Here is a 26,929-nt window from a genome sequence, read left to right as displayed (position 1 = left end):
CAAGAATTCCGTAAAATCGACAGTGCACTTGCAAGATGGGCGCGATGCCGGACCCAATCCTCCTCAGCCTGCGCCTGAACGGCCCGTTCAGCGCCCGCGGCCCCGACGGCCACGAGATCGCCGGCCTGTCGCGCCGCGCCCAGGCGCTTCTGGCGATTCTGGCCTGCCAACCGGATGGGCGGATCGAGCGCGGGCTGATGGCCGATCTCCTGTGGTCCGACCGGGGCGAGGACCAGGCCCGCGCCTCGCTGCGCCAGGAGCTGTCGGTGCTGCGCAAGGCGCTGCCCGCCGACCTGCTGGGTGCCAACCGGCAATCGCTCTGGCTCGCGCCCGGGCGTTTCACCCTTCTCGCCGCGACGGGCAGCTTTCTTGAGGGATTCGACCTGCCCTCCGAAGGGTTCGAGGACTGGCTGCGCGAACGCCGCAACCGGGCCGAGGCGCCGCCTGCCTCCCCCCTGCCCGCCGCGCCCCTCTCTGCCGCGCCACATGCCCAGCCCTCGCTGGCCGTCCTGCCCTTCGAGGAACTGGGCGGCGGCGGCGACATGTTCGCCGATGGCGTGGTCGAAGAGATCACCGGCGCCCTGAGCCGGGTGCATGATTTCCACGTCATCGCCCGGCAATCGGCCTTCGCCCTGCCCCATCCGCTGCCGGTGCCCGAGGCCGCGCAGCGCCTCGGCGCCGATTACGTCGTCGAGGGCTCGGTCCGCCGCGCTGGCGAGCGGGTGCGAATCGCCGTGCAGCTGGTGAACGGGCCGGATGGCCGCACCCTGTGGTCGGAACGCTTCGACGACCGGCTGGGCGACCTCTTCGACCTGCAGGACCGCATCGCCGCGCTGGTCGCGGGCCAGATCGCGCCCCGCCTCCGGCATGCCGAGATCGACCGCATCGCCTCGATCCCGCCCGGCGACCGCAACGCCTATGGTCGCGTCCTCAGCGCCCTGCCGCATTTCTGGGCCCATACAAGGCGCGACAATACCCGGGCGCTGGCGATCCTCGATCAGGCGCTGGCCGCCGATCCCGCCTATGGCCCGGCGCTGGCCTACAAGGCCTGGGCGCTGGCGCAGCAGGCCACCTATGTCTGGTCCGACGACCCCGAGCGTGACCGCGCCGCGGCGCTGGACCTCACCCGCCGCGCCGCCGCCCGGGTCGGCGATCACGCGCCCTCGCTGGTGGCGCTGGGGGCGGCGGTCTCGCTGGTGTCGACCGAGATCCGGCTGGCCGATTCCTATATCGACCGGGCGCTGGCCATCGACCCGAACAACGCCTGGGGCTGGCTCCGCCGCGGCTGGAGCCGCAATTACGCCGGTCGTACCGAAGAGGCCCGGCGCTGTTTCGACCGGGCCGAGGCGCTGAGCCCGCTGGACCCGTTCCTCTTCAACATCGCCTTCGGCCGCGCCAGTTCCTACCTGCGCGAGGACCGGTTCGACCTGGCGCTGGTGCAGCTCGAACGCGGCGTGGCGCTGTCGCCGGGCTCGGAATGGGCGCATCGGACCCTGGCGGTGGTGCTCTATCACCTCGGACGCCTGGACGAGGCCAGGGCCGCCGTGGCCCGGCTGAAACAGGCCTATCCCGGCCTCACGGTCGAGCGGCTGCGCCATTCGGTCGGCCCCACCATCACCGGCATGCACCGGGGCTATTTCGAGGCCCTGATCGCCTCGGGCCTGCCCGAGGGCTGAGGACAGCGGGAGGCCGGAGCCTGACCCGCGATGGCATCCGCTCGGCCTGTCGCCTCTGTCTGGCCTGCCCCCTGCGCCTGCCTGAACCCCCGCGCCTGCCTGACCGTGACGGGGCGGCCCTGCCCCGGTTCGTGGCCCCGGACCTGACCGGCAACGGCGTGCAGACCGGCCTGGCGAGCGATCCCGGATCGGGCCGTCACCACCTCGGATCCGGCCTGCGATCCGCCGCTGATCGCCGCCCGGCTGGTCTTGGAGAGCACCCCGGCGGGGCGGCATTGCGGTCTGCGGGTGAACGGCCGGAAGATGCGTGTCACCGAGCCTGTCCCTTGCGAAAACCGGCACGGCAGGATCGCCCCTGTCTGTCCGGTGATCGACAAGGCAGCCCTTGAGGCGCAGCTCTCAGCGCGGCTCGCAGCGGCGTGGGACGGACTTGCCAGAAGGTTAACGCGGGCCGCCAAGCCCTTGATCTTCCTTGCCTCGCCCGGTGTTCCATGCCTGGGACAGGCCGTCCAGCGGGCAAAAAGAAAGGCCCCGTGAGGGGCCCTGAGGAAGCTAATGGCGCGGTTGACGGGGCTCGAACCCGCGACCCCCGGCGTGACAGGCCGGTACTCTAACCAACTGAGCTACAACCGCGCGATGGGGGGTGATTAGCCGCCCCGTCCGGCAAGGTCAAGCGCCTTCACGCAAGTTTCCGACGGTCGCGCCAGCTTCCCCAGGCCAGCACCGCCAGATAGGCCAGATCCGACACCGCCAGCACCACCCAGGGCTGCGAGACCAGCGCGCCCGCATAGACCGCGACCCCCACCAGAACCAGCGCCGCCCGCTTCCTCGGCACCCGCCAGCCCTTGGGCGAAGGCGTCGGCAGGCGCGAGATCATCAGGAGCCCGACGAAGGCCATGTAGAGCCCGGCCAGCGCCGGCCATTCCCGCATGTCCATCCAGCCCGCCAGCGTGAGGTACAGCGGCAAAAGCCCCAGCATCGCCCCGGCAGGCGCCGGAACGCCGACGAAATGCACCCGCCCGGGCGGCGGCGGCGCATTGCGGTTCACGTTGAACCGCGCCAGCCGCAGGCAGGCCCCCAGCACATAGATCAGCACCAGCACCCAGCCGAGCCCAGGCCAGTCCTGCAACAGCGCCGAATAGATCACGATCCCCGGCGCCACGCCGAAGCAGACGAAATCGCTGAGCGAATCGAGTTCGGCGCCGAAATGGCTGGCCGCGTTCAGCTTGCGGGCCAGAAGCCCGTCCATCCCGTCGATCAGCGCCGCCAGCACGATGAGCCCCGCCGCCACCTGCCAGGACCCGGCGATGCCATAGCGGATCGCCGTCAACCCCGCGCAAAGCCCCAGCAGCGTCACCAGATTGGGGATCAGCTGCACCAGCGGCAGGGTGCGGCGGTCGGCGGGCTCGCTCTCGTCCTCGAAGGCGGGATCGCGGTCCATGCTCAGCGGACCTCGGCCAGCCGCGCGGGCTCGGCCAGGGTGAGGTCGGCCAGCACCGTCTCGCCCGCGACCATGGTCTGGCCGAGCGAGACGAGCGGCTGAACGCCCTCGGGCAGGTAGACATCGAGGCGCGAGCCGAAGCGGATCATCCCGAACCGCTCGCCGGTTTCCAGCACCGCGCCCGGCTTCACGTCGCAGACGATGCGCCGCGCCACCAGACCCGCGATCTGCACCACGGCCAGCTTGCGCCCGTCGGCCATCTGCACGGCGACCGAGTTGCGCTCGTTGTCGACCGAGGCCTTGTCGAGCGAGGCGTTGAGGAATTTGCCCGGCCGGTAGCTGACGGCGGTGATCGTGCCGGCGATCGGCAGGCGGTTCACATGGCAGTTGAAGACGTTCATGAAGACGCTGACCCGGGTCATCGGCTCGGTCCCCATGCCCAGCTCGACCGGCGGCGCGGCGGGCTCGATCAGCGAGACCACGCCATCGGCGGGGCTGATGATCAGCCCCTCGCGCTGCGGCGTGTAGCGGTCGGGATCGCGGAAGAAGTAATAGCACCAGACGGTCAGCACGACCCCGACCCAGCCCAGCGGCTGCCAGATCAGGAACAGGACCAGCGTCACCGCGGCAAAGATGCCGATGAAGGGATAGCCCTCGCGGTGGACCGGCTTGATGACGGCGGCGAGAATCGAATCGTGCGCGGGGTCGGGCATCGGGGCTCCTTCAGATGTTGGGTCAGGTTCTAGCCCGATCACGGCCCGAGGCAAAGGGGAGAGGGTTTTCGCCCTCGGTTCCTCGGGCGACCGGAAGCGGGGGGCTGCTCGCCCCCCGCACCCCCTCGCCAAAGGGGACCCTCGGGCCCCCTTTGGAAACCCCCGAGGATATTTGGAGAACAAAGATGAAGCGGTCAGGCAGGCGGCAGGCGGGCCGCGACAAGATCGGCGGCGCGGGCGATGGCGGCCTCGATCGTCAGGTCCGAGGTGTCGATCAGCACCGCATCCGGGGCCGGTTTCAACGGGGCGTCGGCGCGGTTCATGTCGCGTTCGTCGCGGGCGATGACCTCGGTCAGGACCTGCGCCTCGTCGCCGCCCAGCTCCAGCCAGCGGCGATGGGCGCGGATCTCGGGGCGGGCGGTGACGAAGAGCTTCACCTCGGCTTTCGAGCAGATCACCGTGCCGATGTCGCGCCCGTCCAGCACCGCGCCGCCCTCGCGCCGGGCGAAATCCTGCTGGAAGGCGATGAGCGCGGCGCGGACCTCGGGGATCGCGGCGACCCGGCTCGCGGCCTGCCCGGCCTCCAGGCTGCGCAGATCGTCGCGGGCGAGGTCGTCGGGCGTCAGGCCCCGCGCCGCCGCCACCGGGTCGCCGCCCCTGGCCCCGACCGCGCGGTACAAAAGCCCCGTATCCAGATGCGCGAGCCCGAAGCGCCGGGCCAGCGCCTTGCTGATCGTGCCCTTGCCCGCTGCCGCCGGGCCGTCCACTGCCACCGTGAAGATCATGCCTGCCTCCGTTTGGCCCTGCCTAGCGCAGGGCCCGCCCCCTTGAAACCCCTGTCCCGGTGCCAATATCGCAGGAAAGGAGATCCCGATGCCCCGCACCCCTTATTACCGCGGCCCGGTCAGCGACCATTTCGACGGGACGCGCTTTTTCAACCCCGGGGGCGAGGCGCCGCGCGGGTTGCGCGACCTCTGGCGCTGGCAGCGCGAGGGGCAGCGGATGCGCTGGCCGGCAAAGGTGGCGGTAACGCCGGTGGTGCCGGCGCCCGTGGTCGATGACCTCAGCGTCACCATGGTCGGCCATGCCACGCTCCTGATCCAGACCGCCGGGCTGAACCTGCTGACCGACCCCGTCTGGTCCGAGCGCGCCTCGCCCTCGCGGCTGGCGGGGCCGCGGCGGGTGGCGCAGCCGGGCGTCCGGTTCGAGGATCTACCGAAGATCGACGCGGTGCTGCTGAGCCACAACCATTACGACCATCTGGACCTTGCGACGCTCAAGCGGCTGAAGGCGCATGACCCGCTGGTCATCACCCCCCTCGGCAATGACGCGCTGCTGAAAGGCACCGGCCTCAGGGTCGAGACCGCCGATTGGGGGGAGAGCCGCCAGTTCGGGCCCCTCACCCTCCATCTCGAACCCTGCCACCATTGGTCCGCCCGCGGGATCCGCGACCGCTCGATGGCGCTCTGGGCCGGGTTCGTGATCGAGGGGCCTGCGGGCAAGATCCTGCATATCGGCGATACCGGCTTCGACCAGGGCCGCCCCTACCGCGACCTGCCCGCCCGCCACGGGCCGCTGCGCCTCGCCATCCTGCCGATCGGCGCCTATGAGCCGCGCTGGTTCATGAGCCCGCAGCACCAGGACCCGGACGAGGCGCTGCAGGGCTTCCGCCTTGCGCGCGCGGCCTACGGGATCGGCCACCATTGGGGCACCTTCCAGCTGACCGACGAGGGACGCGAGGCCCCGCCCGAGGCACTCGCCCGGGCCCTGCACACCCACGCCATCCCGGCCGAGCGTTTCCGCGCCCTCGCCCCGGCCGACAGCTGGGCGATCCCGCCCCTCTGATATCTTCGTTCTGCAAATATCCTCAGGGGGTGAGGCCGTCAGGCCGAGGGGGCGGAACGCCCCCTGCGCGGGGCACCCGCGCCGGCGCGAGGGGGCTCGATGCCCCCGAGCGCCGGCCCTCCTCAGCCCCGCACCCGCCGCCAGCTCGCCCGGGCCGCCAGCACCGCCGCCAGCGCGAAGGCCGCGAATTTCGCCAGGGTGAAGGCGCTTGCGCCCTGCACATCGGCCAGGTCGACGTAATCCGGCCCCCCCTCCAGCAGCCGCTGGATGAACAGGTTCTCGCCCCAGTCGAGCGCGGTATAGGCCAGCGCCGCGGTGGCGCAGACCATGCCGAAGGCGCCGCGCAAGGGCCGCATCCACCACAGGAAGGTCAGCCCCATCAGCGCCGGGAAGACGGTATCGGCCAGCCTGATCGGCCCCTGATAAAGCGCATAGCCTGCCGGGCTCAGCGCGCGCAGATAGGCCCGCACCTCGCCCAGGTCATAGCCCGTCAGTCGCAAATCGAAGGGCGGCAGGCCCTGGGCCTCGACCTGCAAGGGCCGGCCGAGCCAGAGCGCCAGATAGAGATAGGAGGCGAGGGTCGCGAGCGGCAGGAGCCAGGTCAGCGCGCGCCGCATCGCCTCACCGCCGCGCGATCCGGGCGCCGAGCGCCGCCATGAGGGGTTCGAAGGCCGGGAAGGAGGTGGCGATCGGTCCGCCGTCATCGACCGCGACGGGTTCCTCGGCGACCAGCCCCAGCACCAGGAAGCTCATGGCGATCCGGTGGTCGAGCCGCGTCTCGCAGGTGGCGCCGCCCGGCACGCGGCCGGTGCCATGGACGATCAGCGTATCCTCGTCCTCCTCGATGCGGACGCCGCAGGCCTCCAGCCCCCGGGCCATGGCGTCGATCCGGTCGCTTTCCTTGACCCGCAATTCCTTGACGCCGCGCATCACCGTGGTGCCCTGCGCCATCGCCGCCACCACCGACAGCACCGGAAATTCGTCGATCATCGAGGCCGCGCGGTCCTCGGGCGTGGTCACGCCCTTCAGCCCCGGCGAATGGCGCACGCGCAGGTCGGCGACCGGCTCGCCCCCTTCCTCGCGCGGGTTCTCGAAGGCGATGTCGGCCCCCATTTCCAGGAGCGTGACATAGAGCCCGTCGCGGGTCGGGTTGCGGCTGACGCCGGGCACCAGGATCTCGGACCCCGGCACCAGCAGCGCGGCGCAGACCGGGAAGGCGGCGGAGGAGGGATCGCGCGGCACGGCGACCGACTGGCCGGTGAGTTCCGGCTGGCCTTTCAGGGTGATGACCCGGCCTTCCGGGCTTTCCTCGACAATCACCTCGGCGCCGAAGCCGCGCAGCATCCGCTCGGTATGGTCGCGCGTCGCCTCGGGCTCGATCACCACGGTTTCACCGGGCGCGTTCAGCCCGGCCAGCAGCACCGCGGATTTCACCTGCGCCGAGGGCATCGGCAGGGTGTAGCGCACCGGCACCGGCTCGGCCGCGCCGACCAGCGTCATCGGCAGCTTGCCGCCCTGCCGCCCCACCGCCCGCGCCCCGAACAGCGCCAGCGGGTCGGTGATCCGGCCCATCGGCCGCTTGTTGAGGCTGGCGTCGCCGGTGAAGGTGGCGGTGATCGGCGTCGTGGCCATGGCGCCCATGATCAGCCGCACGCCAGTACCCGAATTGCCGCAATCGATGACCTGCGCGGGTTCCGCGAAGCCGCCCACGCCCACGCCCTGCACGATCCACTCGCCTTCGCCCAGCCGGGTGACCGTGGCGCCGAAGGCCCGCATCGCCTCGGCCGTGTCCAGCACGTCCTGTCCTTCCAGCAGGCCGGTGATCCTCGTCTCGCCGACCGACAGCGCGCCCAGGATCAGCGCCCGGTGGCTGATCGACTTGTCGCCGGGGATCTGGGCCACGCCCGTCAGGGCCGGCGAGCGGCGGGCAATCATCGGGATCGGCGTGGCATGGGCGGACATGGGAACCTCGGGCGCTGCTTTCCGCGGGGTGATAGCGCAGCCCCGCCCCTCACACCAGTCCCGCGAGGTGCAGCGCCACACCCGCCAGCGCCGCCGCCCCGATCAGCAGCCCCGGCCCCAGCCTGAACCCGAAGGCCGCGACCAGCGCCAGCGCCGTCAGCCCCGCCGCCCAGGGGTCGAGCGAGGACCAGACCGGCCAGCCCGCGACCGTCTGGTGAAACAGCGCATGGATGCCGAACCACAGCGCCAGATTGGCGATGACCCCGACCACCGCCGCGGTGACCGAGGCCAGCGCGCCGGTCAGCGCCGGATTGCCCCGCAGCCGCTCGGCATAGGGGGCACCGGCAAAGATCCAGAGGAAACAGGGCGCGAAGGTGACCCAGGTGGTAATCAGCCCCGCCAGCGTCGCCAGCCAAAGCCCGCCCGCCTGCCAGCCCGCCATGAAGCCCACGAATTGCGTGACCATGATCAGGGGGCCGGGCGTGGTCTCGGCCATGGCCAGCCCGTCCAGCATCTGCGGCGCCGAGAGCCAGTGGAACTGCTCGACCGCCGCCTGTGCCACCCAGGCCAGCACCGCATAGGCCCCGCCGAAGGTCAGCACCGCCATCTGGCTGAAATAGACCGCGACCTGCGCCAGCACATGCCCCGGCCCCAGCCCGAGCAGCAGCAGCGCGACCGGCCCCAGCCAGAGCGCCGCCCAGACCAGCGCCACCCGCAGGGTCGCGCCCCGGGGCGCCGTGCCGGTCGCCACGGCCTCGCCCCGCGCGGTCAGAAAGCCGATCCCCGCCGCGGCCAGAACCACCAGCGGAAAGGGCACGCCGAAGAAAAAGAGCGCGAGGAAGGCGGCCCCGGCGATGGCCCAGGCCTGCGGCCCCTTCAGCGCCCGCCGCCCGATCCGCACCAGCGCCTCGGCCACGAGCGCGATGACCGCGGCCTTCAGCCCGAAGAATACCCCGGCGATCCAACCGACACCGCCCGCCAGCACATAGACCCAGCTCAGCGCCATGATGGCGAGGATCCCCGGCAACACGAAAAGCCCGCCCGCCAGGATCCCGCCCCGCCAGCCGCCCCTCAGCCAGCCGACATAGGTGGCAAGCTGCATCGCCTCGGGCCCCGGCAGCAGCATGCAGAAATTCAGCGCATGCAGGAACCGCGCCTCGTCGATCCAGCCGCGCCGGTCGACCAGTTCGCGGTGCATGAGCGCGATCTGCCCGGCCGGTCCGCCGAAACTCAGAACCCCGATCCGGGCCCAGACCCTCAGGTCGCTTTCGGGTTGGTCGCTGTCAGGCGCGTTCATCCTTGGGGGATTCCATGACGACATAGGTGCTGATCGCATTGACCTGTGGCAGGGTGCCGAGGATCTCGGTGTGGAAATGCTTGTAGGCGGCGAGGTCGGCGACCTCGACTCGCAACAGATACTCGATCGTCCCTGTCACATTGTGACACTCGCGCACCTGCGGCGCCTGGGCGATGGCGCGCTCGAAGTCGCTCTGGCTGGCCTTGGTGTGCTGGCTGAGGCCGACGGTGATATAGGCCACGAAACCGCGCCCGGTCTGCGCGGGATCGAGGACCGCGCGGTAGCCCTTGATGACGCCTCGCCGCTCCAGCTCCTGCACCCGCCGCAGACAGGCCGAGGGCGAGAGGCCGACGCGCTCGGCCAGCAGCAGATTGGACAGGCGGCCGTCCCGCGACAGCTCGCGCAATATCTTCTCGTTGAGGGGATCATGGTCGATCATGGATTGCAAAGATATCGCCAGAGGACGCATTCTTGCAATTCAATTCGGCGGAAGACCGCATAGGATTGCGCCCAGACCAACCTCAGACATGATCGCCATGCCCCTGCCCTCGGACCTGCTTGCCGCCCTGATGCTCTATGCTTTCGTCTCGTCGATCACGCCGGGGCCGAACAACCTGATGCTGCTGGCCTCGGGGGTGAATTTCGGCTTCCGCCGGACGCTGCCGCATATGCTGGGGATCGGCGCCGGTTTCACGCTGATGGTGGCGCTGACCGGCTGGGGGCTGGCCGGGCTCTTCGCCCTCTGGCCGCCGCTGCATCTTGTGCTGACACTCGCCTCGGTCGCCTATCTGCTGTGGCTCGCCTGGAAGATCGCCCATGCCGCGCCGCCTGCCCCGGGCGAGGCCGCCGGGCGGCCCTTCGGCTTCTGGCAGGCGGCCGGGTTCCAATGGGTCAATCCCAAAGCCTGGAGCATGGCGCTGACCGCGAGCACGCTCTACCTGCCGCCCGCAGGCGGGAACGCCGCGATCCTCGCCCTGGCGCTGGTCTTCGGCGCCATCAACCTGCCCTGCGTCTCGACCTGGGCGGCGATGGGGAGCCTGCTGCGCGGCTGGCTGGCCGATGCGAGGCGGCTGCGGCTGTTCAACGGGGCGATGGCGGTGCTGCTGGTGGCGACGCTCTGGCCGGTGATCCGGGGATGAGCCCCCCTCGCCAGCGCCGCGAAATCGGGTAAGCTCGGGGCATGCCCGCCGATACGATCCTTGCCCTGCTGATCTTCGCCTTCGTCGCCTCGGCGACGCCGGGGCCGAACAACGTCATGCTGCTGAGTTCGGGCGTCAATTTCGGCGTGGCGCGGACGGTGCCGCATATGGCCGGGGTGACGCTGGGCTTTGCGCTGATGATCGCGCTTGTGGGCTTCGGGGTGGCCGGGCTCTTCACCGCCTGGCCCGAGGCACGGCTGGTGCTGACGGTGATCTCGGTCGGGTATCTGCTGTGGCTGGCCTGGAAGATCGCCACTGCCGCCCCGCCGTCCGACTCGGTCAAGGCCGGGGCGCGGCCGCTGACCTTCCTGCAGGCGGCGGGGTTCCAATGGGTCAACCCCAAGGGCTGGACCGCGGCGCTGACCGCCAATGCGCTCTATGCGCCGGGGGCGGACCTGCCCTCGGTCCTGATGGTGGCGGGGGCGTTCCTGCTGGTTTCGGTGCCCTCGGTGCTGATCTGGACGGTGATGGGCCGCGGGTTGCGGCGCTTCCTGGCGGAGCGGCGGCGGCTGAGGATCTTCAACACGGTGATGGCGGCCACGCTGGTGGCGACGCTCTATCCGGTGTTGTTTGGTTAGGGCGGGCCCGGAAGGCGCCGGCTCGCTCAAGGCAACGCCAGCCCGGAATCACGCCGAAGGCGCCGGGCAAGCGCCGGCCCGTCCCCACGGGCTGGCACTTTGGCTGCCGCCCGCGCCGACCTGCCCGTCGACGGATGCCTCACGATAAAGCGCTTCGCACGAGCCTTGCGGCGCCATCCCCCGGGCCGGCGCTTGCCCGGCACCCGCTCGGTGGCAAGGCACAGGTAGGATGGGCAATATTGCCCATCCTACGGGATCCCTCAGGCCGGGATCATGCCCTTGGTACGGGCGATTTCGGTCATCCGGGCCTGCAGCTTCTCAAACGCCCGGACCTCAATCTGGCGGATCCGCTCGCGCGAGACGCCGTATTTCGTGCTCAGATCCTCCAGCGTCACCGGCGGCTCGGCCAGACGGCGCTCGGTCAGCACGTCGCGCTCGCGCTCGTTCAGCACGTCCATCGCTTCCATCAGCATCGCCTGACGCGCCTCGAATTCGTCGCGCTCGGCATAGGCCCCGGCCTGGTCGGCATCCTCATCCTCGAGCCAGTCCTGCCACGAGGACGACCCCTCGTCGCCGCCCACCGTCACGTTGAGCGAGGCATCCGACCCCGCCAGACGGCGGTTCATGTCGACGACCTCGTCTTCGGTGACCGACAGATCCTCGGCCAGCCGCTTGACGTTCTCGGGGCGCAGATCGCCCTCCTCGATGGCGCCGATACGGGCCTTGGCCTTCCTCAGGTTGAAGAACAGCTTCTTCTGCGCCGAGGTCGTGCCCAGCTTCACCATCGACCAGGACCGCAGGATGTATTCCTGGATCGAGGCGCGGATCCACCACATGGCATAGGTCGCCAGCCGGAAGCCCTTTTCGGGGTCGAAGCGTTTCACCGCCTGCATCAGGCCCACATTCGCCTCGGAAATCACCTCGGCCTGCGGCAGGCCATAGCCGCGGTAGCCCATGGCGATCTTGGCCGCCAGCCGCAGATGGCTGGTCACCAGCTTGTGCGCGGCGCCGGTGTCCTGGTGGTCCACCCAGCGCTTGGCCAGCATGTATTCCTCCTCGGGCTCCAGCATCGGGAAGCGCCGGATCTCCTGCAGATACCGGTTCAGGCCCTGTTCGGGGCTGGGGGCGGGAAGACTGGCGTAATCGCTCACCGGGTGTTCTCTCCTTTCAGGTGCTACGAACCTCTTACGCAGCAGCGACGGCTTTCCGTCGTTTTGTCGATCTAGGCACGGGTCAACGGCGATTCAAGCGCCCCGGTTCCCCGGCCGGACCCGTCACAACACCGGACTGACGATGCCCGCAGCATTGTAAAGCAATCGCTTCGGCAGGCTCCAGCCCGAGACGTCATCCCCCGAAACCTGCCTGCTCTGCCCCAGATAGACCTGCTGACGCTCCCGGATCAAGCCGCAGGTCGGGGCGTCGGCGATCAGCATCACATTCTCGAAATTCAGTTCGAAACTGCGCCGGTCGAGGTTGGCCGAACCGATCATCGCCAGCCCGCCGTCCACCGTCAGGGTCTTGGCGTGCAACAGCCCCGGCTGGAATTCATGGATCGCCACCCCGGCCCTGAGGAGCCCGGCATAGGTCGAGCGGCTGGCCCAGGCCACCATCCGGGAATCGTTGCGCGCGGGCAGGATCAGCGTCACCGAAACGCCCCGCAGGGCGGTGGCGCGGATCGCCTCGTCCAGCCCCTGCGTCGGCACGAAATAGGGGGTCGAGATCACCACCTCGCGCTCGGCCGCCGCCAGAAGCAGCGCCACCATGTCCGGCACCGCATTGGCCGACAGGTCAGGCCCGGTTCCCACCACCAGCGCCGGGAAACCGCCCTCCGGGGTCGCCGGAGCCCCGGCCAGCGCGCCGGTGATGTCGTCGCCCCCCTGCGCCATCCAGTCGGCGGCAAACAGCGCCTGCGTCTGCCAGGCGACCGGCCCTTCGATGCGCAGCATGATATCGACCCAGGGCGCGAAACGGGCCTTCGGCAAAAAGGCGGGATCGGCGCAGTTCTGGCTGCCGCACCAGGCGATGCGGCCGTCGATGACAAAGATCTTGCGGTGGTTGCGGATGTCGATCCGGCCCAGAAGCAGCCGCGCCGCCGCCCAGCGGGTGTCGAAAGCGATGCCGGTCCTGACGCCTGCCGCCTTCATCGCCGCCCAGGCCGCGCTTTTCAGCACCCCTCGCGAGCCGAGCCCGTCCACCATCGCCCGGCAGGTCACGCCCCGCGCCGCCGCGCGCGCCAGCGCCGCCATCAGCGCCCGGCCGTTGCCATCGTCGAGCCAGATATAGACCAGGATATGCACGCTCTCGCGCGCGGCCTCGATATCGGCCACGATCCCGGCGATGGCGGCATCCGCATCCGCCGCCAGCTCGGCCCGGTTGCCGCCGACCGGCGAAAAGCCGTTGACCGCCGCCCCGCGACCAAAGGCCGCCCGGGCGGGCGCCGGCAAGGAGGCCGCCCCCTGCCCCGGCACCGCGACCGGCAGCGCCTGCCGCACCGCGCGCATCCGCGCCACCCGGCGGCGGCCGGGGCTGACCTCGCCCAGCATCAGGTAAAGCGCGATCCCGGCCGCCGGAATGCCGAGGATCACCAGCACCCAGGCCACGCGCGAGGCGGGTTCGCGGTCCGGTCGGGTCAGCGCCCGGATCAGGACCGCGATCTGCAAGGCGTAATGCAGGGACAGCGCGACGCCGACCCAAAAGCCCGTCTCCATCGACCCGCCCGGCCTCAGACGAGGGCGAAGACGCCCTCGCGCACCAGACGGCGCAGCATCACCGCCTGCCCCGCCTCGTCGAGGTCGCCCGCCAGTTCGCCCACCGTGACCCGATCCTGCCGCATCGCCTCGCGCAGGCTTTCCTCCACATGGGCGGGGAAGGCGATCTCGGTGCCGTAGACGCCCAGCACCACCTCCTCGCCGACCACGCCGATGGCGTAGATCAGGTCGGGCCGGCGCTCCAGCACCACGCCGGGCTGCACGGCGCCCGCGTCGAAGGTCTGGAACAATTGCCCCGGCACCACCGGCACCCGGCGGCTGCGGAAATCATGGGCGTAGTAATCGAGGGTCCGGTCCGGTTCGATCCGCTCGACGGCACGGGCCAGCAGGTCGCGGAAGACCTGCCGCGCCTCGGTCCGGTCGAAACCGTCATTGGCATGGCCCGGCGGGATCGCCCGGCGGAACGCCGGATCGACCAGCGCCAGCTGGTTGACCGCATCGACGATCAGGTCGATCCAGCGCGGCGTCAGCAGGCCGGTGGTGATGTGCAGCGACAATTCCTCGGTCGCACGCGCATCATGCACCACGCCGCGCGGCACATAACACATGTCACCTGGATGCAGCGTGAAGGTGTCGATCAGCGCGCCCGCCTTGAAGCCCTCGGGCTGGAAGGCCTGGCTGCGCAGCGGCAGCTCCAGCTCCGAGCTTTCGTAGATGTTCCATTCCTTCGAGCCCGCCACCTGCAGGACGAAGACATCATGGCTGTCGTAATGGGTCTTGAACCCCTGCGAGCCCTCGGGCGTGAAGTAGATGTTGGTCTGCAGATCGACGTTGAACACCGTCTCCATCGAGCGGCAATAGGCCGCCAGCGCCGCCACCCGCTTCTGCAAGCCGGGCAGCACGATCGTCGCGCCTTCGTCGAAGAGCCGCGCCACCCGCACCGGGTCGATGAAGCCCGAGGGCGTCTGGAACTCCTCGGCCGGGATCCCCTTGCCGGTGCGCACCATCTGCATTTCTTCGCCCGGGATCATTTGCTGCGTCAGCACCCGGTCAATTTCCGCCACCGACAAAAGGCTAGAGAAATAATCGGGATTATCGCGGCGAATGACGAGGTGTTTCTTTTCGAAATAGTCGACAAAAAAGCTTTGCGGCGTGAGGGGCGCAATGACGCTCGCAAAATCAACCGGAGCGGGTGAATCCTGATTATCTTTCATGAAAAACTCCCTTTTTTTGGGCATCCGGCAGGGTTTCCTTGACCCGAAACGGAACCTGTCCCTACGCTTTGCCAATTAGTCACGAACGGGAGGTCGTGTGCAATGGCCGACGAGTCGAAAAAACCCCGCAAGACATTAAGTGATGACGATATCCGAACCGGCAGCGCTCTTGGACGGCGCTCCGTGCTGCTGGGGGCCGCGGCGGGCGTCGCGACCCTGGCCCAGAGCAAGGTCGCGGGCGCCCAGACGGGTTTCACCGACACCGACAGTGGCGCCTCGGCCGACCCCGCCGGCAACGGCCGGGGTGGCGGCGGGCGAAGCGGCTCGGGCCTCACCGATTCGGACAGCGGTGCCTCGGCGGATCCCGCCGGGAACGGTCGGGGCGGCGGCAGCCGGACAGGCCTCACCGACTCGGACAGCGGCGCCTCGGCCGACCCCGCGGGCAACGGACGTGGCGGCGGTGGTGGTGGTGGCAGTCGCACCGGCCTCACCGATTCCGACAGCGGCGCGGGCGCCGACCCGGCCGGGAACGGACGGGGTGGTGGCAGCCGGACGGGTCTCACCGATTCCGACAGCGGCGCGGGCGCCGACCCGGCCGGCAATGGTCGCGGCGGTGGCAGTCGCACCGGCCTCACCGACTCCGACAGCGGCGCCGGGGCTGACCCGGCCGGGAACGGTCGCGGCGGCGGAAGCCGGACGGGCCTCACCGACTCCGACAGCGGCGCGGGCGCCGACCCGGCAGGGAACGGACGCGGCGGCGGAAGCCGCACCGGCCTCACCGATTCCGACAGCGGCGCCGGGGCTGACCCTGCCGGGAACGGACGCGGCGGCGGCAGCCGGACGGGACTCACCGACTCCGACAGCGGCGCGGGCGCCGACCCTGCCGGGAACGGTCGCGGCGGTGGCAGTCGCACCGGCCTCACCGACTCCGACAGCGGCGCGGGCGCCGACCCGGCTGGCAACGGACGCGGCGGCGGAAGCCGGACGGGACTCACTGACTCGGATAGCGGCGCGGGCGCCGACCCGGTCGGGAACGGTCGGGGTTCGGTCGGCCGCGGCACCGGCCTCACCGATTCCGACAGCGGCCCTACCGCCGACCCCGTCGGCAACGGCCGCGGCTCGGCCGGGCGCGGCACGGGTCTGACCGATCAGGACAGCGGCCCCTCGGCCGATCCGGTCGGCAATGGCCGGGGCAGCAGCGGGCGCCCGCCGCCCAGCGGTGGCAAGGTGCCGGGCTTTGGCGCCTCCGACCAGGACGCGGTGATTTCCGACCCGCAGGGCGCCAGCACCGGGGGCGGCGCACCGATGCAGCCCGGCCTGCCCCAGCGGCCCAGCAAACGCTGGCGCTGAGGCGGTCCGCCCCTTCGGGCATCCTTGCGAGCGGCGTCGATCCGGTGCCGCCCGCAGGCGCCGGGCGCCACCCTCCGGGCCCCTGCGCGAGTGTGATGCGGCGGCGCTTGACCGAAACGCGGCCGCGGCTAGAGTGCAGCATCTTTATCCCTTCATCACGAGAGCATCATGGCTGACGCCGACGATCCCAAGAAGAAGACATTGACCGATTCCGACATTTCCACCCGTTCCGGGATTGGCCGCCGCTCGCTCCTGCTGGGCGCCGCGGCCGGTGTCGCGGCCCTGGCCCAGACCCGGGTGGCGAGCGCCCAGACCGGCCTCACCGATTCCGACAGCGGCTCCAGCGCCGACCCCGCCGGCAACGGCCGTGGTTCGCGCTCGGGGCTGACCGACTCGGACAGTGGCTCCAGCGCTGATCCGGCGGGCAACGGCCGTGGCGGCGGCCGCACCGGTCTCACCGACTCGGACAGCGGCTCCGGCGCCGACCCCGCGGGCAATGGTCGCGGCGGCGGCCGCACCGGCCTCACCGATTCCGACAGCGGCGCCAGCGCCGATCCCGCGGGCAATGGCCGCGGCAGCGGCCCCTCGGGCATGACCGACCAGGATTCGGGCGGCATGGCCGATCCCGGCGGCAACGGGCGCGGCCCCGGCGGCAACCGCACCGGCATGACCGATTCCGATTCCGGCGCCACCGCCGATCAGGCCGGTTACGGCCGCGGCCCGCGCCGCTGACCCACCCCGAGGCCGCGCCGGGTCCCGCCCGGGCGCGGCCTCTCCCGACCCCGCAAACGCCCTGCGAACTGCTTGACCGGCAACATTTTTGCCGTCAATGTCGGGTCATATACTCATCATATTTGGAAAGTGAATCGCATGTCGGACGCAGCCAAGCCCGGATCCAAGCCGGGAAAAGCCACGCTCACCGAAGCTGACATCAGCACCAACCACGGCTTTGGCCGCCGCGCCTTCCTGCTCGGCACCTTCGGCGGCACGACCGTTCTGGCCGGTTGCGTCAGCACCGGCGTGACCGATGCCGACCCCTCGGACCCCGTCGGCAACGGCCGGGGCGGCAGCCGGGTGGTGGTCGTGCAGCGCACGGGCATCACCGACCGCGACCCCTCGGACCCGGTCGGCAATGGCCGCGGGCGCCGCGCCTGCACCGACAGCGACGTCGGCCCCTATTACACCGACCCGGTCGGCCGCGGCCGCAACTGCTGAGGGCTCAGGCCTGACGCGGCGCGCCCAGCGCCGCCAGCAGATCCTCGAAATCCGGCGGGAGCGGCGAGACGAACGTCAGCCGCTCTTCGCTCTTGGGATGGGTGAACCCCAGCGTCGCCGCGTGCAGCGCCTGCCGCGGGAAGGTCGCCACCGCCTCGGCCCCGCCCGGCGGCAGGGCATTGGCCGAGACCTTGCGCCGCCCGCCATAGACCGGATCGCCGACCAGCCCGTGCCCGGCGTGCGCCATGTGCACGCGGATCTGATGCGTGCGCCCCGTCTCCAGCCGACATTCCACCAGCGAGACCTGCGGCGGCGCGCCGATCGCCTCCAGCACCCGGGCCCGCGTCACTGCATGGCGCCCGCGGTCGAAGAAGACCGCCTGCTTCTGCCGCTCGTGCCGGTGCCGGTCCAGCCGTGTGGTGATCTTGACCACGCCGCCCGGCTCGAAACTGACGCCGCGGATGCCCTTGAGCCGCGGATCGCCCGCATCCGGCACGCCGTTGACCAGCGCCAGATAGAGGCGTTCCACCGAATGCGCCTCGAATTGCGCGGCGAGGCCGTGATGCGCCCGGTCGGTCTTGGCCACGACCAGGAGGCCCGAGGTCTCCTTGTCGATCCGGTGCACGATGCCGGGCCGCTTGGCGCCGCCGATCCCCGACAGCGTGTCGCCGCAATGATGCAGCAGCGCATTGACCAGCGTGCCGCGCGGCGTGCCGGGGGCGGGATGCACCACCATGCCGGCGGGCTTGTCGATGACGATCAGCTCGTCATCCTCGTAGACCACGCTGAGGGGGATATCCTCGGGCCGCGCCTCCAGCTCGATGGCCGCCTCGATCTGCACCACGATCTCGTCGCCCTCGGCCACCCTGGCCTTGGTGTCGGTCAGGGCGACGCCGCCGCGGCTCACCCCCCCCTCGGCGATCAGCCTCATCAGCCGTGAGCGCGACAGCGACGCTTCTTCTGGCACATCGCGCGCCAAGGCCTTATCAAGGCGCTCGGGCGGGTTCGCGCCGATCACCACCACGAGTTCGAGGGCCTCGCCGTCCATGTCTTCCCCCGACAAGTCTTCCGATGACGACACGCCGCAACTCCCTGCCGATCTGCGTTTTCTGAAACTGCTGGTCACCACGCTGACCGCGGTGATGATCCTGGGGCTTCTAGCGATCGTCGGGCTGCTTGTCACGCGGCTGGGCGCACGCGCGCCCCTGCCCGCGCTGCCCGAGACCGTCGAGCTGCCCGACGGCGCCGCCCCCGCCGCCGTCACCTTCGCCCGCGACTGGCTGGTGGTGGTGACCGAGGCCGGGGAAATCCTGCTCTACCGGCCCGAGGGCGGCGCCCCGGTCAGCCGCACCAGCCTGCCCTGAGCCCCTTCATTCTGCCTCAAATACGCAAGCCCGCTCACGGCTTGCGATAGGTCAGATACCGGGGCACCCGGCCTTCGCGCAGGGCCTTCTTCTCATATCGGGTCGAGATCCAGTCCGCCCAGGGCTCGGCACTGTCCGAGACCGGCACGAAACCGGCGAGCGGCACTTCCTCGCGGGTCTGGCGGGCGTAATCGGGGATATCGGTCGCGACGCGGAACTCGGCCCCCGGCGCGCAGGCGGCGAAGAGGGGCACCAGATGCTCCTGCGTGACGAAGCGGCGCCGGTGGTGGCGGGCTTTCGGCCAGGGATCGGGGTAGTTCAGGAAGACCCTGGAAAAGGCCCCGTCCGGCAGCACGTCGAAAAGGTCGCGCACATCGCCCGGATGCAGCAGCAGGTTCGGGCAGGGATCCTCGGCCAAGAGGCCCAGCGCCATGGCCACGCCGTTGACGAAAGGCTCGCAGCCGATGATCCGCTGGTCAGGATAGGCCCGCGCCATGCCCGCCATATGCTCGCCGCCGCCGAAACCCACCTCCAGCCACCAGGGCCCCTGCCCGGGCAGCGCGGCGTCGAGGTCCAGAGGCAGCCGGTCCGGGTTTTCGTCGATCGAGACGTTCCTCAGCCGCAGTCTGGGCAGCAACTCGGACAGATAGCCGCGCTGGTTGGGGCGCAGGGTCTTGCCATGGACGCGGCCATAGAAATTGCGATGCGTCCTGAGCGCGGCGAGCGCGGGATGCGGCGGCAGGTCGGGCTTGGGGCTATCGGTCATGGCCGCGCTCCTACGCGGGGCGGGGCCGGAAGGTCAAGCGCCGAGCGCTCCCTCGTGCGGCCGAGTCAGGCGCGCTGGATCAGATAGAGCCCGAAGGCCATGCAGCCGATGCCCGCGCCCCGCATCAGGGTGATCGGCCGGACGATGGCCCCGAAGAGCCCGAACTGGTCGATGGCCGCGGCGCTGAGCATCTGGCCCATCAGCACGAAGAAGACCGCGTTGCCGACCCCGAAGCGCGGCGCGATGAAGGTGACCGACAGCACGTAGAAGCAGACCAGGCAGCCGCCGAGGAACAGGTGCCAGGGCTGGCCCGGCAGCCGGGCGAAGCCTGCCGGTCCCTGGGTCAGCAGCATCACCGCCAGCGCACCGATCAGCGCCACGCAGAACAGCACCACCGCCGCCACGGTGGGCGAGGCGATGCGGGCGCCAAGCTGGGCGTTGAGCGCGGCCAGGATCGGGATACCGACCCCGGCGGCCAGCATGAGCACCGCATAGCGCAAGGTTTCGGGCATAGGATCCTCCGGCCGTGTCTGGTCCTGACGGTGGCGCAGGCCGCCGCCCGGCGCAAGCCCCCGCTACATCCGCATCCGCGCGCCGTCGGGATCGAAGGGCGGCTCCAGCGCGATGGTGGCCGGGCGGCGTTCGCCCATGATCTCGACCTCGAACATCCCCGCGCCGCCCTGGCCTGCCAGCGCCGCCGGGACATAGCCCTGCGCCATCGACTTCTCGACGTAATGCGCATAGCCGCCCGAGGTGACCCAGCCGACCACCCGCCAGTCGCCATCGCGCGAGGGATCGGGTTTCGCCACCTCCGCGCCGCCCGCATCGAACCGCGGCGCGCCATAGCCATGGGGGGCGCCGATGGTGCCATAGTCGGTGTCGCCGACTTTCGCCCAGATCGGCTCGTCCCCCAGCACATCGGCCGTACCCGCGTCGATCACCAGCGAGACGCGGCGCAGTTTCGGGCCCTCGTCGCGTTCCTTCACCGCCGCCGCACGGCCGATGAAATCGGGCTTCTGCAGCTTGATGAAGCGGTCCATGGCGCCCTCATAGGGCCCATAGATCGGCCTGAGTTCGGCGAACCAGGTGGGGAAGTTCTTCTCCAGCCGCATGGACAAGAGCGCCCGCATCCCGAAATCGACGATCCCGAACTCGGCGCCCGCCTCCTTGATCGCGGCATAGACGCGACGCTGGGCCGCGGGTTTCATCCAGATCTCATAGCCCAGATCGCCGGAATAGGTGATGCGGTTGATGAGGCAGGGCGCGCCCGCCACATCCATCTCGCGGAAATCCATGAAGCGGAAGGCCTCGTTCGAGACATCCGCATCGACCAGCTTGGCCAGCACCGCGCGCGATTTCGGCCCGCAGACCGAGAGGCCCACGAGGTCCATGTGGAAGCGGTGGACGCGGACCGAGCCGTCCTTCGGCAAATGGCTCTCGAACCAGCGCATGTGGTACTTGGACGCCCCGAGCGAGCCCCAGATCAGGAACCGCCCCTCGCTTGCCTTGGCGATGGTGAAATCGCCGATCAGCTTGCCGTTGTCGTTCAGCATCGGCGTCAGCACCAGCCGACCGACCTTGGGCATGGCGTTGGTCATCAGATGGTCGAGCCAGGCTTCGGCCCCGACGCCCGTCACCTCGTATTTGGCGAAGTTGGCGATCTCGGTGACGCCGACGCCCTCGCGCGTCAGTTTAACTTCGCGCGCCACATGCTTGAAATCGTTGGAGCGGTGGAACGAGGGCACGTCATGCGCCTCGGCCGCCGAGGGCGCGAACCAGAGGGGCGTCTCCAGCCCCCAGCTGTCGCCCATCACCGCGTTCTGGGCGACCATCAGGTCGTAGAGCGGCGTCGTCTCGGCCGGGCGGGCGGCGGGCAGTTCCTCGTTGGGGAAGCGGATCGAGAAGCGGCGGGAATAATTCTCGCGCACCTTGGCGTTGGTGTAGCGCAGCGTCGCCCATTCGCCGTAGCGGCTCACATCCATGCCGAACACATCGTGGCCGGGATCGCCCTCGGTCATCCAGTTGGCCAGCACGAGGCCGACGCCGCCGCCCTGCGAGAAGCCCGCCATCACCGCGCAGGCCGACCAGAAGTTCGTCAGCCCCGGCACCGGTCCGACCAGCGGGTTGCCATCGGGGGCGAAAGTGAAGGGGCCGTTGATGACCTGCTTGATGCCCGCCCGCTCCACCGCCGGGAAATGGCGGAAGCCCACTTCCAGCGAGGGCGCGATGCGGTCCAGATCCGGCGCCAGCAGCTCGTGGCCGAAATCCCAGGGCGTGTTGACCGGCGACCAGGGTTTGCAGGCCTTCTCGTAGGTGCCCAGAAGGATGCCCTGCCGTTCCTGCCTTGTGTAGATCTCGCCCTTGAAGTCGATGACGCCGACCAGCTCGCGGCCGGTCGACTGGTTGAACTCGATCACCTCGGGCATGGAATCGGTCAGCAGATACATATGCTCCATGGCCAGGACCGGCAGTTCCAGCCCGACCATCCGCCCCACTTCCCGCGCCCAGAGGCCACCGGCATTGACCACATGCTCACAGGTGATCGGCCCGTTCCGGGTGTGCAGCGTCCAGGTGCCGTCGGGCGCCTGGGTGATGTCCTTGACGGGGTTGCGCAGCTCGATCTCGGCCCCCAGCACGCGGGCCGCCTTGGCATAGGCGTGCGTCGTGCCCGAGGGGTCGAGATGCCCCTCGACCGGGTCCCAGAGCGCGCCGACGAAATGGCTCTCGTCCATCAGCGGGAACATCGCTTTGGCCTCGGAGGGGGTGATGAGTTCGGTCTCCATCCCCAGCGCCCGGCCCCGGGCATGGGTCATGCGCAGGAAGTTCATCCGCTCGGGGCTGTCGGCCATCATCACGCCGCCGGTCAGGTGCAGCCCGCAGGACTGGCCCGAGATCTTCTCCAGCTCCTCATAGAGAGACACCGTATAGGCCTGCAGCCGCGCCACGTTCGGGTCGCCGTTCAGCGTGTGAAAGCCCCCCGCCGCGTGCCAGCTGGAGCCCGAGGTCAGTTCCGACCGCTCGATCAGCAGGATGTCCTTCCAGCCGGCCCGCGCCAGGTGGAACAGGACCGAGGCCCCGACCACGCCGCCGCCGATCACCACCGCCCGATAGCTTCTCGTCATGCGTCTTCTCCACCGGGGACCGGCAGGGCCCCGTTCTGCAACAAGATCTGTTTCATGGCCCGGGCGATGCCGGGATCGGTCGCGCGGCTGGTGACATAGGCGATGCCCTTGCGCTCACCCGTCCAGCCGATGACCATGAGCTGCCCGGCCGCCTCGGGCTCGAACCGCTGCGCCAGCGCCCAGGACCGGCAGTCGATCACCGCCAGATCCGCCCCGCCCGCGGCGATCATCCGAACGCTGGCCCGGTGACTGCCGGATTCGACGCCCTCGCCCGCCAGGCTGACCGGATCGGCGCCAAGGTCGGCCATCAGCCCGCGATAGCCCGACATCGATTCCGTGTCGTTATAGGCGAAGCGGCGGCCTGCCAGCACGCCCTCCGGGATCTCGGCCCCCGGCCCCCCGGGCAGGCCAACCTCAGGCGCGATCCCGCCATCGCGCCGCGCCACCAGGGCCGAGCGGTAAAAGATCCCCCGCCCGCCCGGATACCGCCCGTAATCGGGTTGGGCCAGCGGCATCAGATAGTCGATCATGCCGACATCGAGCGGCCCCCAGCAGCATTGTCCGAAGATCAGCGCCGGATCACGCCAATGGTCGTTGAGGAAACCGGCCCGGTCATCGGGCCGGGTCAGCGCCTCCGGCAGGTCGATCCCGGGGATCGCCGCCCGGAACGCCGCGCGCCAGTAGGCGTATTCGGCGTCGGTCTCGGCCCGCGCCTCGGGCCAGTCGTACATCGGCAAGGCCGCCATCGGCGCCGTCATGGCAGGGGCGCCTCACGGTGCAGGACCGGATGCGCGACCGGCTCCTTGGCCCAAAGCCCCCAGCGGCGCCAGAGCGCCAGGTAATTCGGAAAGACATAGCCGCCGTTCATCGCCTGCCATTCCGCCCGCCTCTCGCGGTAAAGGCGCGGCAGGGCGTACCAGGGGGCCGAGGGGGTCTTGTGATGCACGATATGCAGGTTGTTGTTGAGGAAAAGCCAGGCGAGCGGGCTGCGCTCGACGATGATGGTACGCCCCTCGGGCGTCTCGTGCCACTGGTGTTCGGCGAAGGTGCGGATGGCGATCAGGGCCAGGCCCGGCCAGCAGACGCCCAGCAGGTAGAGCCAGAGCGGAATGCCCATCGCCCAGACCAGCGCCAGAACCAGCGCCAGCGCCGGCAGATGGATCGCCCAGGCCCGCCGGACGCCCGGCGCATCGGCGCGGATCTGCCGGGCCTCGTCGACGAAGAAGGCGCCCGCCACCAGCCAGGGGCCCAAGAGCATCCGCCCCAGAAGCGTGTTGTTCAAGGCCAGCAGGTGCCGGAGCACGGCGGGCAGCGCCTCGAACTGCCAGCGCGCGCGGTAATAGGATTCCGGGTCGTCGAAGGGATCGGTCAGCCGCTCGTCATGGTGATGCGCCAGATGTGTGGCCTTGTAGCGGCGGTAGGGATAGGCGAGCGACAGGGGCAGCGTCACCAGCGCCTCGTTCACCAGACGCTTGCGGGTCGGATGCCCGTGCAGACATTCGTGCACCAAGGAGGAATGCAGCGCCGCCATCACCGCCATCACCGCCAGCGCCAGCGGCGGCGCCACGGGATACAGCGCGAACCCCGCCACGGCCCAGAGCCCGTAGCACAATCCGATCAATCCCAGGGTGGGCCATTCAAGACGCATCATCTTCCCCGATCATGCCGCCAGTCCCTTGCATTCTCGTTGAAAGCGGCGCTGCGACAAGGCGCGTTTGCACGGCACGATGATCGCAGATTGACGCCTTTGCCCCCACATGTTTACTGAAGTCAACAAATGAGGAGCCAGACCATGGGCAAACGCGAAACCGCCTCGCTGTTCCGGATCCGGCTCCAGCAATTGCAGGCGGGATCGGGCCTCACCCAATCGGCCTTCGCGCAGGAGATCGGCATCGACCGCTCGGCGCTGTCGCAGCTGACCTCGGGCCAGAACCCGCGCCTGCCCCGGGCCGAAACACTGATCGCGCTGGCCGCGCGGTTCAATGTCTCGGCCGATTGGCTGCTCGGCCTGACCGAGGACAAGGGGCTGACCACGCAGGTGCTGAACGCGGTCGAGACGGAACAGGCGCTGGACGAGGAAAACCGCACGGCGATGGAACGCTGGCACCACGAGGCGACGGGCCAGAAGGTGCGCTACGTGCCCGCCTGGCTGCCCGACCTGATGCGGACCCCGGCAGTGATCGCCTGGCAGGCCTCGGCCAGCGAACAGGAACGCCGCCGCCTGCAACGCCAGACCGACCGGCGGCTGCATGTCTCGCGCATGCCGGAATCGGATATCGAGTTGTGCATGCCCCTGCAATCCTTGCAGATCTTCGCCGAGGGCGCCGGCAATTGGCGCGGTCTCGCGGTGGAGGCACGGCGCGAGCAGCTGGCCCATATCGCGGCGACGGTCGAGGAACTCTACCCCGCCTTCCGCATGTATCTGTTCGATGGCCGCAAACGCTTCGCCCCGCCGATGACCATCTTCGGCTACCAGCGCGCCGCGGTCTATACCGGCGAGACCTACCTGCTGATCCGCTCGAAGGCGCTGATCCGCGACCTGGCGCAGGGCTTCGACGCCCATATCCGCCACGCCGCGATCCACGCCCATGAAGCCGCCGCCTATGTCCGGTCGCTGCGCGTGTGCTGAGGGCAAAGGGAGGGGGGCCTTCTGCCCCCCTCTTGGCCTGCGGCCAATTCACCCCCCGAGGATATTTGACGAACGAAGAGGGGCGTTAGGGTTTTCTTAACCTTCATCTTTGTTCTTCAAATATCCTGCGGGGGGTCCGGGGGGTGCAAAACCCCCCGGCCTTGCAACCCGCGGGCGGCGACGCCCTGAGCGACCGAACACCACAGGGACGCTGACAAGACTGCGCTTGCCGGGGCGCCGGGCGCGGCTCTAGGCTCCGATCCAGTCATGGCGGAGTGCATCATGGGCGACGAGAGCGCGGGGCGCAGGCGGCGGAGCGGCGGGCGCGAGGGCAATGCGCGCAGGGTGAGCGGCTTTCACCTCGAGCAGATGCCCTGGCGGATCCCGAAGAACCCCGACCGGCCGACCGAGCCCGTCGATCCCGAAGGCGTGCTGGCGATCCACAAGGGCGCGATGCGGATCCTGTCCGAGATCGGCATCGAATTCCTCAACGACGAGGCTTTGGCGATCTTCCGTCAGGCCGGGTGCCGCGTCGCCGACCAGAACGTGAGGATGGGTGAGGATTTCGTCATGGAGATGGTGCGCCGGGCGCCCGCCTCCTTCACCATCACCCCGCGCAACCCCGAGCGTCAGGTGGTGATCGGCGACGGGCACATGGTTTTCGTCAATGTCTCGAGTCCACCGAATTCCTGGGACCTCGTGCGCGGCAAGCGGCCCGGCGATTTCGAAACCTTCCGCGATTTCATGAAGCTGACGCAGGTCTTCAACTGCATCCATATCGCCGGCGGCTATCCGGTCGAGCCGATCGACATCCACCCCTCGGTCCGCCATCTCGATTGCCTGTTTGAAAAGCTGACCCTCACCGACAAGGTCTGCCACGCCTATTCGCTGGGCCGCGAGCGGGTCGAGGACGTGATGGAAATGGTGCGCATCGCCGGCGGGCTCAGCCATGCGGAATTCGAGGCCTCGCCGCGGATGTACACCAACATCAACTCGGTCAGCCCGCTGAAGCATGATTTCCCGATGATCGACGGCGCGCTCAGGCTCGCCCGCCGCGGTCAGCCGGTGGTCGTCACGCCCTTCACCTTGGCGGGGGCGATGGCGCCCGTGACCATGGCCGGCGCCGTGGCGCTGAGCATTGCCGAGGGGCTGGCCGCCGTGGCACTCTTGCAATACGTGGCGCCGGGCTGTCCGGTGGCGATCGGCACCTTCACCTCGAACGTGGACATGCGGACCGGCGCGCCCGCCTTCGGCACGCCCGAATACATGCGCGCGACGCAGATCACCGGGCAGCTGGCGCGGTTCTACGGGCTGCCGCTCAGATCTTCGGGCGTCTGCACGGCCAACGTCCCCGACGGTCAGGCGATGTGGGAGACGTCGAATTCCCTCTGGGCCGCGGTGCAGTCCGGCACCAACATGGTCTATCACGCCGCGGGCTGGCTGGAGGGCGGGCTGATCGCCAGTCCCGAGAAATTCGTCATGGATTGCGAAGTGTTGCAGATGATCCAGCGCTACATGGAGCCCGAGACCTTCGCCACCGATCCCGATGCCATTGCCTTCGACGCGGTGCGCGAGGTGGGCGCGGGCGGGCATTACTTCGGCTGCGCCCATACCCAGGCGCGCTATCAGACCGCCTTCTACAACCCCATCGCCAGCGACTGGCGCAATTACGAGGCCTGGGCCCAGGATGGCGCCGTCGAAAGCCCCGAGCGCGCCCATCGCATCGCCCGGGGCTTGATCGACGGGTTCGAGGCCCCGCCGATGGATCCGGCGATCCGCGAGGAGTTGGCGGCCTTCGTCGCCCGCCGCAAGGAAGAGGGCGGCGCGCCGACCGATTTCTGACGCCTTCC

26 protein-coding genes, 1 tRNA gene and 1 pseudogene are annotated in these 26,929 nt (G+C 69.7%); 11 read left to right on the top strand and 17 right to left on the bottom strand.

Annotation, left to right across the window (positions count from 1 at the left end; translation table 11 throughout):
- Nucleotides 1-44 precede the first annotated feature (44 nt).
- The gene (locus DDE23_RS05440; RefSeq protein ID WP_133239522.1) at nt 45-1,676 is read left to right on the top strand and encodes a tetratricopeptide repeat protein; all 1,632 of its coding nucleotides are present in this window, start codon (nt 45-47) and stop codon (nt 1,674-1,676) included.
- 174 nt (nt 1,677-1,850) lie between these two features.
- Nucleotides 1,851-2,213 (top strand): annotated as a pseudogene (locus tag DDE23_RS25850) (ester cyclase); the annotation flags it as partial.
- Nucleotides 2,214-2,232: 19 nt separating this feature from the next.
- Here DDE23_RS25850 and DDE23_RS05430 read toward each other — a convergent pair.
- From DDE23_RS05430 to DDE23_RS05415, 4 genes are all read right to left on the bottom strand, one after another.
- A tRNA-Asp gene (locus DDE23_RS05430) sits at nt 2,233-2,309 on the bottom strand.
- 46 nt (nt 2,310-2,355) lie between these two features.
- Nucleotides 2,356-3,117 carry a CDP-diacylglycerol--serine O-phosphatidyltransferase gene (pssA, locus tag DDE23_RS05425; RefSeq protein WP_107750614.1) on the bottom strand — a complete coding sequence of 254 codons (762 nt, stop codon included), beginning with the start codon at nt 3,115-3,117 and terminating at the stop codon, nt 2,356-2,358.
- Nucleotides 3,118-3,119: 2 nt separating this feature from the next.
- Nucleotides 3,120-3,830 carry a phosphatidylserine decarboxylase gene (locus DDE23_RS05420; RefSeq protein ID WP_107750615.1) on the bottom strand — a complete coding sequence of 237 codons (711 nt, stop codon included), beginning with the start codon at nt 3,828-3,830 and terminating at the stop codon, nt 3,120-3,122.
- A 194-nt stretch (nt 3,831-4,024) separates the two neighbouring features.
- Nucleotides 4,025-4,615, bottom strand: coding sequence for a (d)CMP kinase (locus DDE23_RS05415; RefSeq protein WP_107750616.1), 591 nt, complete (start codon nt 4,613-4,615; stop codon nt 4,025-4,027).
- Between the two features lie 88 nt (nt 4,616-4,703).
- Here DDE23_RS05415 and DDE23_RS05410 point away from each other — a divergent pair, with 88 nt between their 5' ends.
- The gene (locus DDE23_RS05410; RefSeq protein WP_107750617.1) at nt 4,704-5,675 is read left to right on the top strand and encodes an MBL fold metallo-hydrolase; all 972 of its coding nucleotides are present in this window, start codon (nt 4,704-4,706) and stop codon (nt 5,673-5,675) included.
- Between the two features lie 122 nt (nt 5,676-5,797).
- Here the strand turns inward: DDE23_RS05410 and DDE23_RS05405 are convergent, their stop codons facing one another.
- The 4 genes from DDE23_RS05405 to DDE23_RS05390 are packed head-to-tail and all read right to left on the bottom strand — an operon-like array spanning nt 5,798 to nt 9,373.
- Complete coding sequence (locus DDE23_RS05405) at nt 5,798-6,292, bottom strand: hypothetical protein (protein ID WP_107750618.1); 495 nt, start codon at nt 6,290-6,292, stop codon at nt 5,798-5,800.
- Nucleotides 6,293-6,296: 4 nt separating this feature from the next.
- Nucleotides 6,297-7,637, bottom strand: coding sequence for a 3-phosphoshikimate 1-carboxyvinyltransferase (aroA, locus tag DDE23_RS05400; RefSeq protein ID WP_107750619.1), 1,341 nt, complete (start codon nt 7,635-7,637; stop codon nt 6,297-6,299).
- A 49-nt stretch (nt 7,638-7,686) separates the two neighbouring features.
- Nucleotides 7,687-8,934 (bottom strand): chromate efflux transporter, encoded by a 1,248-nt coding sequence (gene chrA, locus DDE23_RS05395; protein ID WP_202863222.1) that lies wholly within the window; start codon nt 8,932-8,934, stop codon nt 7,687-7,689.
- Complete coding sequence (locus DDE23_RS05390) at nt 8,921-9,373, bottom strand: Lrp/AsnC family transcriptional regulator (protein WP_107750621.1); 453 nt, start codon at nt 9,371-9,373, stop codon at nt 8,921-8,923. Before DDE23_RS05390 ends, chrA begins: the two co-directional genes overlap by 14 nt.
- 103 nt (nt 9,374-9,476) lie before the next feature.
- Between DDE23_RS05390 and DDE23_RS05385 the strand changes: the two genes are divergently transcribed.
- Together DDE23_RS05385 and DDE23_RS05380 are read left to right on the top strand one after the other, a co-directional pair.
- Nucleotides 9,477-10,073 (top strand): LysE family translocator, encoded by a 597-nt coding sequence (locus DDE23_RS05385; RefSeq protein ID WP_107750854.1) that lies wholly within the window; start codon nt 9,477-9,479, stop codon nt 10,071-10,073.
- A gap of 41 nt (nt 10,074-10,114) precedes the next feature.
- Nucleotides 10,115-10,711: a LysE family translocator gene (locus DDE23_RS05380; protein WP_107750622.1), complete on the top strand. Its 597-nt coding sequence runs from the start codon at nt 10,115-10,117 to the stop codon at nt 10,709-10,711.
- 260 nt (nt 10,712-10,971) lie between these two features.
- Here the strand turns inward: DDE23_RS05380 and rpoH are convergent, their stop codons facing one another.
- The 3 genes from rpoH to DDE23_RS05365 all read right to left on the bottom strand — a co-directional run bounded on the left by rpoH (nt 10,972) and on the right by DDE23_RS05365 (nt 14,465).
- Nucleotides 10,972-11,862, bottom strand: a complete 891-nt coding sequence (gene rpoH, locus DDE23_RS05375) for an RNA polymerase sigma factor RpoH (RefSeq protein WP_107750623.1) — start codon at nt 11,860-11,862, stop codon at nt 10,972-10,974.
- A 123-nt stretch (nt 11,863-11,985) separates the two neighbouring features.
- Nucleotides 11,986-13,419: a phospholipase D-like domain-containing protein gene (locus DDE23_RS05370; protein WP_107750624.1), complete on the bottom strand. Its 1,434-nt coding sequence runs from the start codon at nt 13,417-13,419 to the stop codon at nt 11,986-11,988.
- A 14-nt stretch (nt 13,420-13,433) separates the two neighbouring features.
- A complete protein-coding gene (locus DDE23_RS05365) occupies nt 13,434-14,465 on the bottom strand; it encodes a cupin domain-containing protein (RefSeq protein ID WP_337589827.1) in 1,032 nt (343 codons plus the stop codon).
- A gap of 270 nt (nt 14,466-14,735) precedes the next feature.
- Between DDE23_RS05365 and DDE23_RS25295 the strand changes: the two genes are divergently transcribed.
- From DDE23_RS25295 to DDE23_RS05350, 3 genes are all read left to right on the top strand, one after another.
- On the top strand, nt 14,736-15,983 hold the full coding sequence (locus DDE23_RS25295; protein WP_192883709.1) for a hypothetical protein: 1,248 nt from the start codon (nt 14,736-14,738) through the stop codon (nt 15,981-15,983).
- Nucleotides 15,984-16,151: 168 nt separating this feature from the next.
- Nucleotides 16,152-16,715, top strand: a complete 564-nt coding sequence (locus tag DDE23_RS05355) for a hypothetical protein (protein ID WP_202863221.1) — start codon at nt 16,152-16,154, stop codon at nt 16,713-16,715.
- Between the two features lie 138 nt (nt 16,716-16,853).
- Entirely contained in the window at nt 16,854-17,198 is a 345-nt protein-coding gene (locus DDE23_RS05350) for a hypothetical protein (protein WP_107750626.1), read from the top strand.
- A gap of 4 nt (nt 17,199-17,202) precedes the next feature.
- Here DDE23_RS05350 and DDE23_RS05345 read toward each other — a convergent pair whose 3' ends face one another.
- The gene (locus tag DDE23_RS05345; protein WP_107750627.1) at nt 17,203-18,246 is read right to left on the bottom strand and encodes an RluA family pseudouridine synthase; all 1,044 of its coding nucleotides are present in this window, start codon (nt 18,244-18,246) and stop codon (nt 17,203-17,205) included.
- Between DDE23_RS05345 and DDE23_RS05340 the strand changes: the two genes are divergently transcribed.
- On the top strand, nt 18,245-18,562 hold the full coding sequence (locus DDE23_RS05340; protein ID WP_107750628.1) for a DUF6476 family protein: 318 nt from the start codon (nt 18,245-18,247) through the stop codon (nt 18,560-18,562). The two genes, DDE23_RS05345 and DDE23_RS05340, sit on opposite strands and share 2 nt — an antisense overlap.
- A gap of 34 nt (nt 18,563-18,596) precedes the next feature.
- On the opposite strand, the gene trmB is transcribed toward DDE23_RS05340, so the two are convergent.
- The 5 genes from trmB to DDE23_RS05315 form a co-directional block, all read right to left on the bottom strand.
- Nucleotides 18,597-19,328, bottom strand: coding sequence for a tRNA (guanine(46)-N(7))-methyltransferase TrmB (gene trmB, locus DDE23_RS05335; RefSeq protein ID WP_107750629.1), 732 nt, complete (start codon nt 19,326-19,328; stop codon nt 18,597-18,599).
- A 65-nt stretch (nt 19,329-19,393) separates the two neighbouring features.
- The gene (locus DDE23_RS05330; RefSeq protein ID WP_107750630.1) at nt 19,394-19,840 is read right to left on the bottom strand and encodes a DMT family transporter; all 447 of its coding nucleotides are present in this window, start codon (nt 19,838-19,840) and stop codon (nt 19,394-19,396) included.
- 63 nt (nt 19,841-19,903) lie between these two features.
- Complete coding sequence (locus DDE23_RS05325) at nt 19,904-22,450, bottom strand: GcvT family protein (protein WP_107750631.1); 2,547 nt, start codon at nt 22,448-22,450, stop codon at nt 19,904-19,906.
- Nucleotides 22,447-23,208, bottom strand: a complete 762-nt coding sequence (locus DDE23_RS05320) for a phosphate/phosphite/phosphonate ABC transporter substrate-binding protein (RefSeq protein WP_107750632.1) — start codon at nt 23,206-23,208, stop codon at nt 22,447-22,449. The genes DDE23_RS05325 and DDE23_RS05320 overlap by 4 nt, the downstream gene beginning before the upstream one ends.
- Nucleotides 23,205-24,101: a fatty acid desaturase gene (locus tag DDE23_RS05315; protein WP_170121785.1), complete on the bottom strand. Its 897-nt coding sequence runs from the start codon at nt 24,099-24,101 to the stop codon at nt 23,205-23,207. The genes DDE23_RS05320 and DDE23_RS05315 overlap by 4 nt, the downstream gene beginning before the upstream one ends.
- A gap of 141 nt (nt 24,102-24,242) precedes the next feature.
- Between DDE23_RS05315 and DDE23_RS05310 the strand changes: the two genes are divergently transcribed.
- Nucleotides 24,243-25,079, top strand: a complete 837-nt coding sequence (locus DDE23_RS05310) for a helix-turn-helix domain-containing protein (protein WP_107750633.1) — start codon at nt 24,243-24,245, stop codon at nt 25,077-25,079.
- A gap of 282 nt (nt 25,080-25,361) precedes the next feature.
- Nucleotides 25,362-26,921: a trimethylamine methyltransferase family protein gene (locus DDE23_RS05305; RefSeq protein WP_107750634.1), complete on the top strand. Its 1,560-nt coding sequence runs from the start codon at nt 25,362-25,364 to the stop codon at nt 26,919-26,921.
- Nucleotides 26,922-26,929 lie beyond the last annotated feature (8 nt).

The sequence above is a fragment of the Pararhodobacter aggregans genome (assembly GCF_003075525.1).
In the GTDB taxonomy this organism is placed as follows: Bacteria; Pseudomonadota; Alphaproteobacteria; order Rhodobacterales; family Rhodobacteraceae; genus Pararhodobacter; species Pararhodobacter aggregans.
This window is presented reverse-complemented; position numbering and strand designations above follow the sequence as displayed.